The 14463-nt window shown below is 51.2% G+C and carries 15 protein-coding genes; 12 read left to right on the forward strand and 3 right to left on the reverse strand.

Annotation, left to right across the window (positions count from 1 at the left end):
• Window positions 1–309 precede the first annotated feature (309 nt).
• Complete coding sequence (locus AB9F29_RS13960) at window positions 310–2079, reverse strand: 2Fe-2S iron-sulfur cluster-binding protein (RefSeq protein ID WP_369756223.1); 1770 nt, start codon at window positions 2077–2079, stop codon at window positions 310–312.
• Between the two features lie 2 nt (window positions 2080–2081).
• Complete coding sequence (locus AB9F29_RS13965; protein ID WP_369756122.1) at window positions 2082–3086, reverse strand: pyridoxal-phosphate dependent enzyme; 1005 nt, start codon at window positions 3084–3086, stop codon at window positions 2082–2084.
• Between the two features lie 91 nt (window positions 3087–3177).
• On the opposite strand from AB9F29_RS13965, the gene AB9F29_RS13970 reads away from it, so the two are divergent.
• Entirely contained in the window at window positions 3178–3648 is a 471-nt protein-coding gene (locus tag AB9F29_RS13970; protein WP_369756123.1) for an Lrp/AsnC family transcriptional regulator, read from the forward strand.
• Between the two features lie 695 nt (window positions 3649–4343).
• Here AB9F29_RS13970 and AB9F29_RS13975 read toward each other — a convergent pair.
• On the reverse strand, window positions 4344–5861 hold the full coding sequence (locus AB9F29_RS13975) for a winged helix-turn-helix domain-containing protein (protein ID WP_369756124.1): 1518 nt from the start codon (window positions 5859–5861) through the stop codon (window positions 4344–4346).
• 79 nt (window positions 5862–5940) lie between these two features.
• Here AB9F29_RS13975 and AB9F29_RS13980 point away from each other — a divergent pair, with 79 nt between their 5' ends.
• The 11 genes from AB9F29_RS13980 (at window position 5941) to AB9F29_RS14030 (ending at window position 14338) form a co-directional block, all read left to right on the forward strand.
• Window positions 5941–6336, forward strand: a complete 396-nt coding sequence (locus AB9F29_RS13980; RefSeq protein WP_335586621.1) for a cupin domain-containing protein — start codon at window positions 5941–5943, stop codon at window positions 6334–6336.
• A 390-nt stretch (window positions 6337–6726) separates the two neighbouring features.
• Window positions 6727–8055: an SDR family oxidoreductase gene (locus AB9F29_RS13985; protein ID WP_369756125.1), complete on the forward strand. Its 1329-nt coding sequence runs from the start codon at window positions 6727–6729 to the stop codon at window positions 8053–8055.
• Window positions 8052–8540 carry a DUF2269 family protein gene (locus AB9F29_RS13990; protein WP_369756126.1) on the forward strand — a complete coding sequence of 163 codons (489 nt, stop codon included), beginning with the start codon at window positions 8052–8054 and terminating at the stop codon, window positions 8538–8540. Before AB9F29_RS13985 ends, AB9F29_RS13990 begins: the two co-directional genes overlap by 4 nt.
• 81 nt (window positions 8541–8621) lie before the next feature.
• On the forward strand, window positions 8622–9275 hold the full coding sequence (locus AB9F29_RS13995; RefSeq protein WP_369756127.1) for a DUF2461 domain-containing protein: 654 nt from the start codon (window positions 8622–8624) through the stop codon (window positions 9273–9275).
• A 448-nt stretch (window positions 9276–9723) separates the two neighbouring features.
• Complete coding sequence (locus tag AB9F29_RS14000) at window positions 9724–9957, forward strand: hypothetical protein (RefSeq protein WP_369756128.1); 234 nt, start codon at window positions 9724–9726, stop codon at window positions 9955–9957.
• On the forward strand, window positions 9923–10219 hold the full coding sequence (locus tag AB9F29_RS14005; protein ID WP_369756129.1) for an RHS repeat domain-containing protein: 297 nt from the start codon (window positions 9923–9925) through the stop codon (window positions 10217–10219). The genes AB9F29_RS14000 and AB9F29_RS14005 overlap by 35 nt, the downstream gene beginning before the upstream one ends.
• 258 nt (window positions 10220–10477) lie before the next feature.
• Entirely contained in the window at window positions 10478–10759 is a 282-nt protein-coding gene (locus tag AB9F29_RS14010) for a hypothetical protein (protein WP_369756130.1), read from the forward strand.
• 205 nt (window positions 10760–10964) lie between these two features.
• On the forward strand, window positions 10965–11336 hold the full coding sequence (locus AB9F29_RS14015) for an Imm8 family immunity protein (RefSeq protein WP_369756131.1): 372 nt from the start codon (window positions 10965–10967) through the stop codon (window positions 11334–11336).
• Window positions 11337–12221: 885 nt separating this feature from the next.
• The gene (locus tag AB9F29_RS14020) at window positions 12222–12758 is read left to right on the forward strand and encodes an SGNH hydrolase domain-containing protein (protein WP_369756132.1); all 537 of its coding nucleotides are present in this window, start codon (window positions 12222–12224) and stop codon (window positions 12756–12758) included.
• A gap of 268 nt (window positions 12759–13026) precedes the next feature.
• On the forward strand, window positions 13027–13497 hold the full coding sequence (locus AB9F29_RS14025) for a GNAT family N-acetyltransferase (RefSeq protein ID WP_369756133.1): 471 nt from the start codon (window positions 13027–13029) through the stop codon (window positions 13495–13497).
• A gap of 106 nt (window positions 13498–13603) precedes the next feature.
• A complete protein-coding gene (locus AB9F29_RS14030; protein WP_369756134.1) occupies window positions 13604–14338 on the forward strand; it encodes a hypothetical protein in 735 nt (244 codons plus the stop codon).
• Window positions 14339–14463: the final 125 nt, after the last annotated feature.

Genomic DNA, 14463 nt, shown 5'->3' on the forward strand with positions numbered 1-14463 from the left:
GCCGCAGCATTTGATATTGTCGCAAACGGCGGCACTGGGCCATTCGCGACATTAACGGGCGAGTGATTTGGCCCAATTTGCTGCACCACGCACTTTTCGACTTAAAGAGCGGGAACGAGATGCGCGCCGCATAGCGCACGGAGGTCCGCTATGCGGTTCTGAGTTGAAGGCGCTGCTCGTCGTATGCGCCCGCGAGGTCGCCGGAGATATCCATTTTACAAGCAGTGAGGTGGCAACACTAACGGGTTCTGATTTAGTGTACCAGTTTACCACACGACATTCGTGCATGAATGCCCGCGCTTACCCATTTTAAATATCCAACGTCAGAGTTTCAGTGGGAATTGAGGTGCAAAGCAACGTTCTCTCACGATCTTCGCCTTCTTCCCCGACAAGCCGTTCGGTCGCCCCAGCTATCACGTTGCACTGGCAAGTGTTGCAAATGCCTGCGCGACAATGCGAGGGCGTAATGACACCGCGTTTTTCAGCGAATTCAAGTAAGGTGCCGTCTTGCGGTCTCCAATAATCGATGATGTTAGATCTGCTCAGAGTAACTTTGATTGGCGGTGAAGGGGCTATTTCCCGCATATTTACTGTAACACTTGGAGAGCTAAATGAATCGCGGAAAATCCGTTCCCTTGGAATATTCGCCGCTTCTATGTGGTCATCCAAACTTCTAACAAACCCGTTGGGCCCACAAATATGGATATCGGCTTGGGCTATATTGGCCTGTGCAATCACGGCGTGACAATTTGGGCGTCCGTGATGTGCCGCTCTCCGGTCACCCGTATTTTGCGTAAGATAAAGATGCAATTTGATATTGGGAAATGCCGCCGCAGCCTGTTCAATTTCGTCCCACAGTGCCAATTTTTCCGGATCACGCGCAACGTGATGCACAACAATAGGACCGGTGTATTTTGACACTGCGAGCGCGCTTAGTTTTGCAACAATCGGCGTGATGCCGATGCCCGCGCTCACAAAATGAATGGCCTTGCAAGGATCGCGCAGAGTTGCCTCACCAAAGGGGCCTGTCAACGTGACCATATCGCCTGCAACGAGGTTGTGCATGGCCTGTGACCCAACACCGATGTCACGCTTGACGGTGACACGGAGTTTGCCTTCTTGTACTGCCGAGACTGTATAACTCCGCCAAATTCTCTCGCCGCCCAGACCATGAATGCGGATATACTGACCGGCTTTGAAATCGCTGAGTGCGCCGATGTCCGAAAGGCTGTCCTCGATCCAAATGGATTTTATATCTTCGGCTTCATGGCGTGTTTCACAGATAGTCGCGGGCCGTGGCCAATGCGGCAAAGACGGGGCGGAGGAAACGGATGCGGCCTTGCGGACCGCAGATTGGCCTGCGCTCGGCGTGATCTGAGCAATAGCAGGGGTGCCTATCCGCCCAGTATTGCGAACCGAAGCGTAGACGCCGCAAAACATGTGGCCAAAGTGCTGTTGCAGTGCGGCTGGCATATTTACGTCAAGCTCACCCGTGTCAACATTCACTGACGTCGTTTTGCACCGATCAATTGGGCGTATAATGTCAATCCGCGCGTCGCCGACCTCAAGAGACTGCCCCAGCCAGTGAAATTCCGCCCAAGGCTCCGCGCGGACGTAAATGTTTGCCCGAAACTGCAAAGGGGCAATAGGTCTCTTGAGGGTTTTCGCAATTTCTTCAATGGTCGCAATATTGATGATCGAGAGTGCAGCATCGGGATGGTCCCAATATCCGCCGCCTTCTTCCCTGCGATGCACCGGCGTCTTCTCACCAAAATTTTTTGCTAAATTGACCAAACATTTGCTGTCTTGATCAATGTGCTCAACCAGCCCCTGTGGGGACGTCAATCTAAGCGTTTCATCCAGCACATCGAGTTGGTAGCGCGTTAGATCTGGGCGAATACTCATACGTTGAAACGCTTGGCAGGGCGTCCATCCCCCCGCAGGTTCAACATGTTGCGAGTTGAACCCAAGTGCAAGCGCGCGATCACCAGCGATCCCTTGGCCCACGTTGAGATCAACGACTTCCAGACGCTGCGCAGGAAATCCCTTGAGCGGGTAACGATAGAGGTCCTCGATCATAATCACGATAACACACCCTCGGTGATGAGAACCAATGCGCGCGCATTTTTCCCAAGTTTGGCTTGCTCAACGGCGGCAAACCCTGCAGCACCCGAGGGCGTCGAGTATAAATTATAGGCGCAAAGATCATTGACCGCTGATTGCGCCTGCGCATCTGTGATCGTCGTGAAATGATCTGCTTTCTCACGCAAAATTTCAAATCCCAACATTGAAGCGGTTTTGCAATCCAGGCGCCCCATGTTGGAAACAGGCCCGGACACCTCGACAAGTCGGCCAGCTTCCACACTATCCCGCAGGCAAGGCGCGCGATTTGGTTCGACCACAGTGATGTGGGGCTGAACGGACCAATTTTTGCGGATCATATATGTGATCGCACCCGCCATGCCGCCAACACCCGCTTGCAAAAAGACATGGCTCGGCCAGTCGTCCTTTTCCTCAAACTCGGCCCGCATTTCCTCGGCGATGATCGTATAGCCCTCCATCACCAAACGAGGGGGCTCAGTATATCCTTCCCACGATCCGTCGGCCAAATGGATGCCGTCTCCTCGCGCGGCCTCTTCAATGGCGGATTGCACGCTCTGCTCATAGGTTTCGCCAGAGATAACCACCTGCGCTCCCAGAGATTTAAGCCGCACAGCGAAGGCCGCGGGCACGAGTGTTGAAAGATGAATTCGCGCCTTTGCACCAAACAACTGCGCACCGGCGGCAACTGAAATCCCATGATTTCCGGCGCTCGCACAAATGAATGTCATGCCCTTGGCCTTTGCATGAAAGTCCGCCAGAGGGCGGCCCCAATACTCTTCGTCGCCCATGATCAACCGCGCAACCGCATATGCGCCGCCAAGAGCCTTGAACGAGCCAAGGCCCATACGGCTTGTTTCATCTTTGAGCAGGAGAGGTTTCTGGGACAGGTGCGCTCGCACCAAGGGAGATGGCGCATAGGCTGGCCAGTGCTTCAGAAGATGGGACGGAGAAGCGGGGCAAAGTGCGAAAGTTGAATGTTTCATAGAGGTAATATATCAAAGGCGCGTGATGGCTAATGATCATAATTCAAATATTTATGGGAAAATTTTTCAATTTTAGATAAGGGACCGCACGATGAAGATCGATAAGGCCGATGTCGTTATTTTAAATACTCTTCAAGAAAACGCGCGTACGAGTTTAGATAAACTTGCCCATCTTGCAGGTCTATCGACGGCTTCCGTGCAACGGCGGTTAAGAGCTTTGCGCGACTCTGGTGTCATCGTGCGGGATGTGTCGATTCTGGACCCGAGTAAGCTTGACCAACACATGAGTTTTATCGTGATGGTCGAGCTAGAGCGTGAGCGTCGCGACCAAATTGACCTTTTTGTCCGCCAAACCCTGAATGAAATCTTGGTCCAGCAGTGCTATTACGTAACAGGGGAGGCCGATTTCTGTCTTATTTGTACTGCGAAAGATATGCATGAATTCGAAGAATTGACGCACCGATTGTTTTTCGAAAATTCGAACGTACGACGTTTTCGAACCTCCGTCGTTATGGGGCGCAAAAAAATTGGCTTAGAAGTGTCTTTGGAAAACTTGGGATAAACGATATTTTGTTTTGACCGATTTCAAAAGTTGCCAAGCGGTCTTCCAACAAAAGGAATCCGAAGGTCGGCTAAGGGCTAAGGCTGTGTGAAAACTATTGAGGGTTTGAAAGAAAACGCCGGAAATTGCCCGATTTTGGTGCTCTCTGGACGAGCGGAGCCACGCGAACGTCAATTCAGCGACATCGGTGTCGAGCAAGGCGTTACAATTGCCAAAAATTTGTAAAAAGACGGATGTAGATGAAGGGCATTGGAGATCTTCGCGTAAATTTCCGCCCGTTTTCAGGTCAACATCGGTGGCCTTTGATATGAAGGGGGGAGTGAACTTTGAGCAGATAAATTTCACCAAAAGGAGAAAATCGATGTCTTGGAATATTACGTTGGCTGCCGTCTATGCCGCCCTGTTATCTGTAGCTGCTGCAATGGCTGAATAATACGTGGTTCTGTTTGATGCGCCACTCGATTAAGCGCAAGCGAGCCTCCTTGAGAGCTTGAAGATCAACCAAATCGACGCTTTCTCGCATGACGTTGCGCATTATATGGTCATCGAAGCCCGTGATAAAGGCTCTGTGGCGGCCAACTTCTACGCAATCAACAGAACTCCGATAGCGCGTCACACACGCGGAGCTGATTGGACAAGGGCAGGGGCCTATCGAGCGTGGCACTGGAGCAACGTTCCTTTCTTGGCCCCTGCGCTCATGATAGGTAAGTCTGCTCCGCCCCAAGGCCTACTGCACGAAGCCTGGATTCCAGCATTTCAACGTCCTTCACGTCCGCGAACGGCAACGATCTGAAATGCGTAAAAGGCAGGTCTATTCCATATATCATTTTTTTGAACTCTTCGGTCTTGGTGATAGAAGAATTAACAGAGGCTGCGGCAGCATAGACCATTGCGTGCCATGAGGAATCCGGCAAACGTTCATAGGCGTCGCTTGCAAATTGAATTGCGGCGGCATCGTCGCCCGCCAAGATCCACGCCAATCCGATCAACGACTGAAAGTATGCATATTGACGATCGATCTTTGTCAGGGAAACGAAAGATCTTATGCGGTCAATTCCAGCGATATGCGCCCCTGTTAATATTTCACTGGTTGCGAGCGTCAGGTGAGTCAAATAAAAGTTCGGGTTAATCGCCAGCGCCCGTGCGCAATCGGTGCGGCACCCCTTATGATCCCCCAACAACCAAAGTCTCAGGTTGGCACGGGTACGGAATGCAAAAGCTGATGTTGCGCCGAGTGCGACGGCCCTATCCGCCAGTGACAACGCCCAAATTGTCTCCGCTTCATTGTCCTCAATGCGAATGTACGGGCGCATCTGCGTGGTTGAATGTGCCAACATCGCAAGTGCTTTCGGGTCGTCAGGCGATCTTTCGACGGCGACCTGCAATGTTGTTCGAGCGATCGCGGTCGCAGGGACTGTAATGCGACCGTAAAAGTAGTGCGCCTTGGCCATCAGTTGTTGGAAATCAAGTTGTCCGTCTGGCTTATTACCATATTTCTCGCCATCATGATTAAAGACGCTAATACGCAAAACACTTGAAATCTTTCGCGCGACATCTTCTGCCAGCTGATCTATTTCCGATACGTCTCTCTCGAAAGATTCGGCATAGAAATGGCCGTGCAACTTTACCTCGGAAAGAGACAAAAAAAGCTTGACGCAGTCGCCGCTGACATTCGCTCGGCCCTGCACGATGTAGTCTGTCGCTGTTTGGTTTCCGGTGCTGGTGAAGACCCTCACTTCGGTGCGCGGCGCCATGACCAAAACGAGTTTGTCCCGAAGGTTCATAGCAAAAACCTTGGATATTTTTCGATTTCCGGAGGACTGAATGTTTTCGATAAAGATGCTGGGTTTCTGGTTGGTTGTGAATGAAGCGACCGGTTGGTAAGTATCCAGACGATAGCCTATCCTGGCGACCGTTCGCACAAGTTTACGATCATTGTCGCACAGCGCTTTTCGAATGTCCTTGATACACTGCACAAGACTGTCGTCGCTTACAAATGTCCCGCCCCAAACGGCACTTACGAGCCTATCCTTCGACACAGTTTTGCTTGGTGACTTTGCAAGTTCGCATAAAACTAATGCCGACTGATGGCGTAAAGACACTGGCTGCCATTCAATATCGAAAAGGGTCAAGCTTCTGACATCAAATCGAAAGTCCCCAATGATCGCAATTTCAGAATATTTCGGTTCTTTTTCGTTTGGATTTCCTGACATCTCTTTGTCTCCGCGAAATACTCTTCCTTACTAACACAGTTTAAGAGTGCCCTGAGGCACATTTTTCAAGGAGCGAACCATGAAACGACCTATCATCACGGCTTTCACCGCATTCGCGATCCACTTGGCCCTAACTCTGGCGCCAGTATCGGCGGAGACGGTAATCACACCGGTGCTGACAACCCCCATCGAGGGCATGCCAGATACAGAGGCAAAAGTTCTACTGTTCGACGTCGATCCGGGTTGGAAAACCGACCATCATATCCATCCAGGACAATTATTCGTCTACATACTTGAAGGTGGATTGCGTCTGGAGGTTGATGGCGCAGAACCGGTTGACTATGCGGCCGGTGAAGCGTTTTACGAACTGCCCGACCTCGGAATGACCGGTGCGAATTTGAGCGCTACCGAGCGCGCCAAATTTGTTGTTTTTCAATTTGGCGAGGCTGGAAGTCCACTTATGGTGGCGCAATAAGAGTGTGATCGCGGTCCGCAAACATGATCATCGTTTTCAGCCCATAAGTCAGGATGCGGATCGCAAGTCATGATCATATCATAAAACATGCTTAATCCAATTTTTGCATAGGGACTAAGATTTGCAGTCAATATCGGCTCATAGCCGCTGTTCGCTAAGCTTGCCCCCATTGGTAATCGTGGCATTGACGCGAGCGGCCCTCTGCTGAACTTTGTGAAAGTTGCAGCTAACTGCGGCTTTGAGCCTATCCTGCAAGTATTCCACACCATAGCGAAAGGCGGATACTTGCAACGGATCAATTTCACAATGCCGTAAAATTGTGTATTTAAATCAAGACCGCGCACTCGTATCCCTATAGCCTTTCCCCCATTCACCCACTAGAGAAACTGCATGAATAGTCATGATCAGGAAAGCCGAACTGTGGTGAATGTCCTTGTTGTCGGAGCTTATGGCCTCATTGGTTGTGGGATAGCGCAGCGTTTGGAACGAGATGGCCACAAGATCATTGGGCTTGGCAGGGATATTGCCGCCGGAGAACGTGTTCTTCCGACGATCCGTTGGCTTTCAGGCGATCTTCGTTCTTTGACCGAAGCAGGTGCTTGGCAACCGTTCCTGAGAGACATTGATGTGGTCGTGAATTGTTCGGGTGCCCTACAGGACGGGCCAAAGGATGATCTTGAGGCGGTTCATCATCACGCCGTGTCAGCTTTGGCCAAAGCCTGCGTTTCGGCGGACATTAAAATCATCCAAATTTCTGCGGCTGGGGCTCGTTTGGATGCGACGACGCTGTTTCTTACATCCAAGGCAAGGGGCGATGCGGCAATTCAGAAAGCGGGCGTTCGACACACTATTTTTCGCCCCGGACTTGTCTTGGCAAAACATAGTTATGGGGGCACGACCATGCTGCGCATGCTGGCGGCCTTTCCGCTAGTCCAACCCTTGGCGGTTCCTGACGCGAGCGTTCAAACCGTTGCACTGGATGATCTTGCTGAGGTCGTGAGCGCCGCGGTCAGGGGCGATATTCCCGACGGCTTTGTTGGCGACCTCGTTGAAGACGAAACGCATTCGTTGCGGGAAGTCGTAGCCTCTATGCGCGGCTGGCTGGGCTTTGCACCCGCGAGACGCGAGATCACCATTTCAAGCTTTTTGACCCGCTCAATTGCCAAGGTCGCGGATGGTTTGGCAATGCTGGGGTGGCGTTCTCCGTTGCGCACGACCGCACTTAGAGTATTAGCCGATGGTGTTACCGGTGTGCCCTCAGACCTTTCGGCGTTTGGCATACCTGCGGTCAAATCGCTCTCGCAAACTTTGGCGCATATGCCCGCGCGGGTCGAGGATCGCCTGTTTGCGCGCATGTCTTTACTCACCCCTATTATCATTGCCACGCTCGTCACGTTTTGGTTCCTGTCCGGGGCCATCGGTATCATACGCGCAAACGAAGCGGCGCTTGTTTTGGAAGACGTTGGTTGGCCCCATGTATTGGCTCTCGGAAGTGTCCTTTTCTGGGCTTTTGTTGACATTGGGATCGCTGCGGCCTTTGCCTATCGCCCCTCTGCAAAATTGGCCTGTTGGCTCGCGGTTCTTGTCAGCCTTTTCTATCTGGCAGCATCGACGCTTTTTGTTCCGCACCTTTGGTTTGATCCTCTTGGCCCGTTGGTAAAAGTCATACCCGGAATCGCCCTCGCAATGATCGCACGCATTGCATTGGAGACTCGATGATCGACTGGATCGAAATTGTCCGTCTGCTGCATGTTCTGGGCGCCTGCGTTTTGATCGGAACGGGGTCGGGTATCGCCTTTTTCATGGTCATGGCCCATCGCACCAAAGACCCCGCCAGCATCGCCCATACCGCCGCCATCGTGGTCATTGCCGATATGCTGTTCACAGCAACGGCTGCGATTGCACAGCCCCTCACTGGAATCACTTTAGCGCTAAATCATGGATGGCCATTGTCGGAAGGTTGGATTGCTCTCTCGCTCGCACTCTATGTTTTTATTGGGCTTTTCTGGCTGCCGGTTATAGCCATCCAAGCAAAGATGCGAGATGAGGCCCGCGCGTCCGCACAAACCGGCGCACCACTCACGCCACGATACATGCGCCTTTATCGCATATGGTTCGCGTGCGGCATCCCGGCCTTCTTGGCAATTGTGATTTTGTTGTGGCTTATGACCGCTAGACCCGAGATCATGATTTGGGCTGGATAGCCTTTCTGATACCTTTAGAAATCACTTTGTTGATGCATTTTGTACGCGCATCGCAGAAACTGCGGAATTGGAGGTACACCCATGGTTGAGCCAGAAACATTTACGTTCCTAACGGATCTCGGGCAGAACAACCGCAAAGTCTGGCTGGATGCCCACCGCGACGCGCGCGATGACGCCCTGCGCAATTTCGCAGGCATTGCCATGACACTGCACGACTACGCGCATCGCTTTGATCCCTTCGTCGCTGAGGCGATTTGCAAACCCAAACAAAGCTACACCAAATTATTCCAAGAGCCGCGCGACCGCATTGGGCGTGATCTGTACCGCTCCGGTGTGGATGTTTTTGCCAACGCAGGTCATCCCTCGGAAGACTTCGGATACTATCTCCATATTGAGCCAGGAAACTGCCACGCAGGTGCCGCGCTTTTTCAACCCTCTAAGCCAGCGCTCGCACGGATGCGATCCCGTTTGGTCGATGATCCGGAAGGCCTGACTGACGTCTTGGCCGACGCTGCGTTCAAGAAGACTTTCCCAGAGGGAGTGATCACACGAAAGACGTTGGGCGCTGTGCCGGACGGCTTTGAGAGTAGCGGTCCCGCTGAACCCTATTTGAAAATGGTCGGCCTTGGATGCCGCAAAGACCTGTCGGACGCGCTCCTACTCGACGACGAAGTAATAGATTTGCTGATCGAGATATTTCGCGCCAGCACCCCGTTGGTACGCTACTTCGATTGAAGGCGCGCAAGAGAGATATCCGAAGCGGAGTCGCCGCCCTTCATGGGGCTGCGCATTAGTATGGTCTAGCTGTATAAGCGAACCTCGCGTTTCTCTCACCAGATTTTTCCAACAATAGAATGAGGCGAGCTTTCCATAAGGGCCAGCCTCCGGAAGAAAGAGCCGAAGTCTGGTGCTGAAATTGGGCCAAATCATTCCCCCATCAATGTCGCTAACGGCCCGTAGCCGACCTTGCTGAACTTGGCGGCGACGGTCTGCTTTGAGCTGTGATTGTGGTATTAAAAGCAGTTTTTCCGCAGCCACGATTGAAGCGGATCACTTGATTTACCGCCAGAGTTTTAACTATTCCCCGATGAATGCCCGCGCTTCTCTGTGTGGCACTTAGCAGTCGCATAACGCACCTCATAAAGTTGACCCTGAGACCTTCACCAATGATGCGAATGGCAACATGAAGCAGGGTCTGCATGGCAAAATCATGACCTACGATGGCGAGAACCAGCCTAAATCGGTCACCATGGATGGCGTCACAACGGCCTATAAATATGCAGCCGACGGCACGCGCTTATCCAAAATGGTGGGCGGCGAAGTGACCTTTTATTTTGGCGGCGTGGATCTGCGCAAGTCGGGGGAAATAGAAACCCATCCTCGTGCGCCCCCTCAGTGGCGTCCGCCTCTCCTATAAAACGGGCCAAAACGGCGCCAAGGTCAGCTATATGCACAGCGATCAACTCGCCTCCGTGCGCCTTGTGACGGATTGCACTGGAAGCATTGCCAAACGATCGATCTATGCACCCATTGGTGAAGCCGACGATATTGTCGCTTCCCTCGATCCCGCGGAAACCAAAGGCTTCATCGGCGAACGCTTTGATGCCGACACCGGCCTGCAATACCTCAACGCCAGATACTACGCCCCCGAACTCGCCATGTTCATCCAGCCAGACTGATTTGATCCTGCGCTGCCAGGTGTGGGGACCAATCGGTATTCGTATAGCTTTAACGATCCGACTAATAAAATCGATCCAAATGGGAATGAAATTGGGTGGTTCGACCAAGCCGTCAACATAGGTGCAGGAATTGGTGAATTTGTTTTAACTGGGGATTCAGATGGGTTGTTCGGTGCGGCAGAAAGCGCAAACACAATTGCAAATTATACTACAGATGTTGCGAAAGTTGTGGTTCCAAGGATGTAACGCTCCGCGGACATGACAAGGGCAATTGAGGACGGCCGCTACGTAGACAGTGTGGCGGATTCTGGTTTCGCGGTAGTAGAAGTGGGTCTGGGCTTCATCACTAAAACACTGCAAGCAATCATGAGCGTGACAAAAACGATTGGAAGCTCAGCAACTAAAAAAGCTACAAATAAGGCACTGACTGCAACCCAAAAACAGGGGGTATTGCGTGAAGATTCCCAACTAGGGCAAGGTAACCTTACAGTGGCGGGTAGTGCTACAAGAGCAGAATTGGGGGAACTTGGGCAGGCGTAAGTTGGACTAGGTCATCACGTAGCAAGTGACGGTAAAACACTCGTTAGTGCGGACAAAATGAGGACTTTCCGCTCCCCAATCCCAAAGGATAGTCCGTTTACTAACACTGGCCTTCAAGTAAATTTTGAGACAAGGGTACTTATTAAGGGGAAATGGATCGTAAGATCAAATGCGCACCTCGACGTATCCGAATAGGAATATAAATGTGAAAGCCGAACTCAAATCACTTGCATCGATAGATATCGATGAACGCACATATTGGCCAGATATCAAAGATACGTTCGGTTTCAACATTGAAGCTTCGATTGGGCCAGAGAAAGGCAGCTCTTTTGATAATTTCACCTTTTTCGTTTGTACACCACAATGGATAGCTTCCAAGTCAATCAACCAAGATTTTGGGGATTTTGGGGTATTCGGTAGACACATGCTTGTGGTTGCAGAATACGATTGGGAAAAGATTAGGTCTATGATCGAAAAACTATGCGCGGAAACGACAGGCAAAGGCTGGGACGAAGTTGCACATAGACTAGCGCGGTTTGGAATGTGGGAATACGAAGACCACCAAGAAATTTCTTAAGCAGTTTAACGGATGGTCTTAAGATTAGCAGTTCTTACCTTGATCGGCTTCGGGCAACAGGCCGAAGACCTGCACCGTTCTTGCAAGCTAGATCTGTGTTGGACAGTAATCCGAAAATCACACTAAATCCGCCCCGCGCACCAGGTTACTTAAGATTTTAGGACGTAGAGTTTTCCGATGAAATGAAGAAGATGTACCAAGATTAGTCTACAATACGACCAGATTGACCAGTATGCAAAACACCCAAGCTCCTCCCTCCACGACTTACCACAAAATTCACTCGATTAGGTTTCGCATGAAACTGCGGCGCCACAAGCTCGGCAAGCTCCTCCAATGTTCCGCGTCTCCCCGTTAAAACCTCCAAAACCGCAATCGGCGCAAACTGAACCGCCACGCTGCGGGGGCAAAGCTAACCGGCATGGAATAGATCGATGACCGGCGGATCATCTCGCGGCGTTCTAACGGGCACATTGCATTAGACCCTGTGACAAAAATCGTTCTCTACCCGTTGGCCGGCAGGGGGGGCACCCCGAGAAGCGCCAGCTGACCAATCTTTGCGTGAAGGTCTTTGATCTCACCATCCTTGTTCTCAGCCTTCCTAACCTTATTTGAGAAGACGCCTGCCATGCCCTCAATCGCCTGCCGTTTCCACGTACTCACCTGTGTAGGATGCAGCTAGCGCTTGGCTGTCTTGTCCCCGCGCAACGCTTCAAGCGCCACAGCAGCCTTTAACTTGTCTGAAAAATCCCGTCGCTTCGTCATTCGCGTATCCATTCACTTGTGTTGGATACACCTGAGCACGCTGTCCAGTTGTGTCGGACCCCTTCAGTTTATACTGCTAGTCTTCCAAATTGCGCACGGTTGGTTGGCTTCCAGCACTATAAAATGCCATTAAATTTTCGCTGTTTAGAAGTTGTAGAAAAAGCCCTTGAGGATAGCATTCATTCGTTTTGGCGATGGGATAGTGCGGATCGCAGAAAGAGAGTTCATTCACTTATTGAACTTCGGATAAATGAACTGTCTGCGCAACTCAATGTCGTGCTCGGGGCGCCAATTCCAGAGGCGGGCTGGAACGTACCTATGACTTTAGCAAAGCAACGGATGTTAGAAACGGTGCCTGAGGGTGAGTTGACGACATCGTATGAGCGATACTTGGAGCGGAGTTCTCCCATCGTGGATTTGTTTGAAAAACGTGCTCGTGGGAACGACAGGATACGGGTTGTTTCTGTCGCAGACGCGCTCTGTGATGCTAATACAGGAAGTTGTTTCATCACTTTGAAAGGTGTAAACCATTACCCTGATGATGACCATTTATTGGTAAAAGGTGCCCGATTGATTGCACCCCTAACAGGCGAAGTCGTGCGTTTTGATCGTGATCCGGCGCGTGAAAGCTCTCTTCTCAGCAACATTGAATCCAAATAGGGGGGACAAATGCGGCCTATCACATTCCTGATTTATTTCCGTTGTGCCCTGATAATTTTAAACGCTAAGTGGTTGAATGTAATTATATATCATTACATTTCGGTTCTGGCGCGTTTTGGGAGGGAATGAAATCGCTTCCCCCAAAATTTAGATGTTGAAGCGTCGCTGTAAAAGTTATTTCGCGAGCCTTCCCCGTTTCTGAATGTCTTAAACGACGGGACAATTCACTAAAGCGTGCACCAAAAGGTGCGAGAACGAGAGAAATAGAATGCTAATTGCGATGGATGATAACGATTTTCACCAAATAATTGGAGGCGGTTCGCCGCGCGGTTTAGGTCTCCCTGATAGTCAGGTGGCTCCTGTGGCCGTTCTTGAAATGTTGCGCTCACTCGCTTCTTCCATCGCTCTCGACTTTGTCCCAGCGGCCTGGATGTTCGTCGAAGATGGTGAAGTCGTGGGCATTTGCTCCGTTGTGAAGCCACACGCAGATGGACGTCTCGAGATCGGATTTGGCATTGCCCCCACACGTCAAAGGAAAGGCGCAGTCAGTCGTGGGTTGGCTGAGCTTTTGACATGGGCGAGGGACGACGACCGGGTTCGAGAAGTGACAGCGGAATGCAGTATCGACAACACCGCTTCCCGGATCGTCCTTGCTCGAAACGGTTTTGTGGAAACAGGGCAAAGGCTAGATGAAGAAGACGGAAACGTCATGTGTTGGACCGCGACAACAGTCAGATGATTGCTTCCTCACACGGCTCACATTAGACTTTCGCTTCATCCGGACAGCTGAAGCAGAAACCTAACGCAGCTTACGGGTATTGGATAAAAATTTGTTGGAGGACGCTATGTTTAGGATAGGTGGATTTTGGGCAAGGCTTTCCCTGACAGTTCTTGCCGTGGCTGTGCTGAGTGCTTGTGTTCCGAACGAGACCGAAACTCCCGCTCCCGCAAAAGAAGCACCTCTAGATAATTCCGACCTTTATCCAGATACCCGTTTTGCGAAGAGTATAGTTTTGCGAATGGAACCCTACTTTCCCTTTGGCATTCAAAAGACCTGCGGGGACGAATATCCCAGACTGAGGCTGGCGAATGTTCAGGAGAGTCCCGAGCAAGGAAATATTTCTCTTTGGGAAACTAATTCTAAAACAGTAAACACAGATCGTTATGTGCTTTGGTATGCGCCAAGCGCCTGTGGTTTTCTTGTTGAAACCCCCGCCGACGACGATGAAGGACCGTTTTCTACCGGAGGCTACATACTCCTAGACGACATGGGTGGCGGAATTACCCACGCTGGCTCAGCCACAATTTCCGTCGAGGGAATGGCTTTTTCAAGGCCAACATATTTCGGTATAACTCCCCGCGATAATGCGAACATTCAAGCGGCCCAAAGTGAAAAATTTCTGGAGTGCCGAGCGCAAACAGATGGGTCTCGAAGTGAGTGCGAAGACCTAACCCGAAAGTGGGCGCGGACGAACACCGCTGTCCTCAGCATCGCTTTTAATCGCCCAGAGAAAAAAGATAGCGCAACTCTTTTCATGATCGAAGACCGCCTTTGGTGGGCGGGCCGCGAAATCAAATAGGGCGGGGGAATTGCTATACCTCATTTGAACTTTGCGGCAGCTGAGTTTGTCCTGCCATTTGGCGCTTGAGGCTGGCCGCTTCTATATGGATTTGATAAAGCTGGGCAATCGCGTGTTTTCGCGGT

This window comes from Falsihalocynthiibacter sp. S25ZX9 (assembly GCF_041205405.1).
Lineage (GTDB): Bacteria > Pseudomonadota > Alphaproteobacteria > Rhodobacterales > Rhodobacteraceae > Falsihalocynthiibacter > Falsihalocynthiibacter arcticus.

Excerpts from the sequence above, each read along its gene's own strand:
- AB9F29_RS13960 (WP_369756223.1), bottom strand. The coding sequence starts at position 2,079 with ATGATCGAGGACCTCTATCGTTACCCGCTCAAGGGATTTCCTGCGCAG.
- AB9F29_RS13965 (WP_369756122.1), bottom strand. The coding sequence starts at position 3,086 with ATGAAACATTCAACTTTCGCACTTTGCCCCGCTTCTCCGTCCCATCTT.
- AB9F29_RS13970 (WP_369756123.1), top strand. The coding sequence starts at position 3,178 with ATGAAGATCGATAAGGCCGATGTCGTTATTTTAAATACTCTTCAAGAA.
- AB9F29_RS13975 (WP_369756124.1), bottom strand. The coding sequence starts at position 5,861 with ATGTCAGGAAATCCAAACGAAAAAGAACCGAAATATTCTGAAATTGCG.
- AB9F29_RS13980 (WP_335586621.1), top strand. The coding sequence starts at position 5,941 with ATGAAACGACCTATCATCACGGCTTTCACCGCATTCGCGATCCACTTG.
- AB9F29_RS13985 (WP_369756125.1), top strand. The coding sequence starts at position 6,727 with ATGAATAGTCATGATCAGGAAAGCCGAACTGTGGTGAATGTCCTTGTT.
- AB9F29_RS13990 (WP_369756126.1), top strand. The coding sequence starts at position 8,052 with ATGATCGACTGGATCGAAATTGTCCGTCTGCTGCATGTTCTGGGCGCC.
- AB9F29_RS13995 (WP_369756127.1), top strand. The coding sequence starts at position 8,622 with ATGGTTGAGCCAGAAACATTTACGTTCCTAACGGATCTCGGGCAGAAC.
- AB9F29_RS14000 (WP_369756128.1), top strand. The coding sequence starts at position 9,724 with ATGAAGCAGGGTCTGCATGGCAAAATCATGACCTACGATGGCGAGAAC.
- AB9F29_RS14010 (WP_369756130.1), top strand. The coding sequence starts at position 10,478 with ATGACAAGGGCAATTGAGGACGGCCGCTACGTAGACAGTGTGGCGGAT.
- AB9F29_RS14020 (WP_369756132.1), top strand. The coding sequence starts at position 12,222 with ATGCCATTAAATTTTCGCTGTTTAGAAGTTGTAGAAAAAGCCCTTGAG.
- AB9F29_RS14025 (WP_369756133.1), top strand. The coding sequence starts at position 13,027 with ATGCTAATTGCGATGGATGATAACGATTTTCACCAAATAATTGGAGGC.
- AB9F29_RS14030 (WP_369756134.1), top strand. The coding sequence starts at position 13,604 with ATGTTTAGGATAGGTGGATTTTGGGCAAGGCTTTCCCTGACAGTTCTT.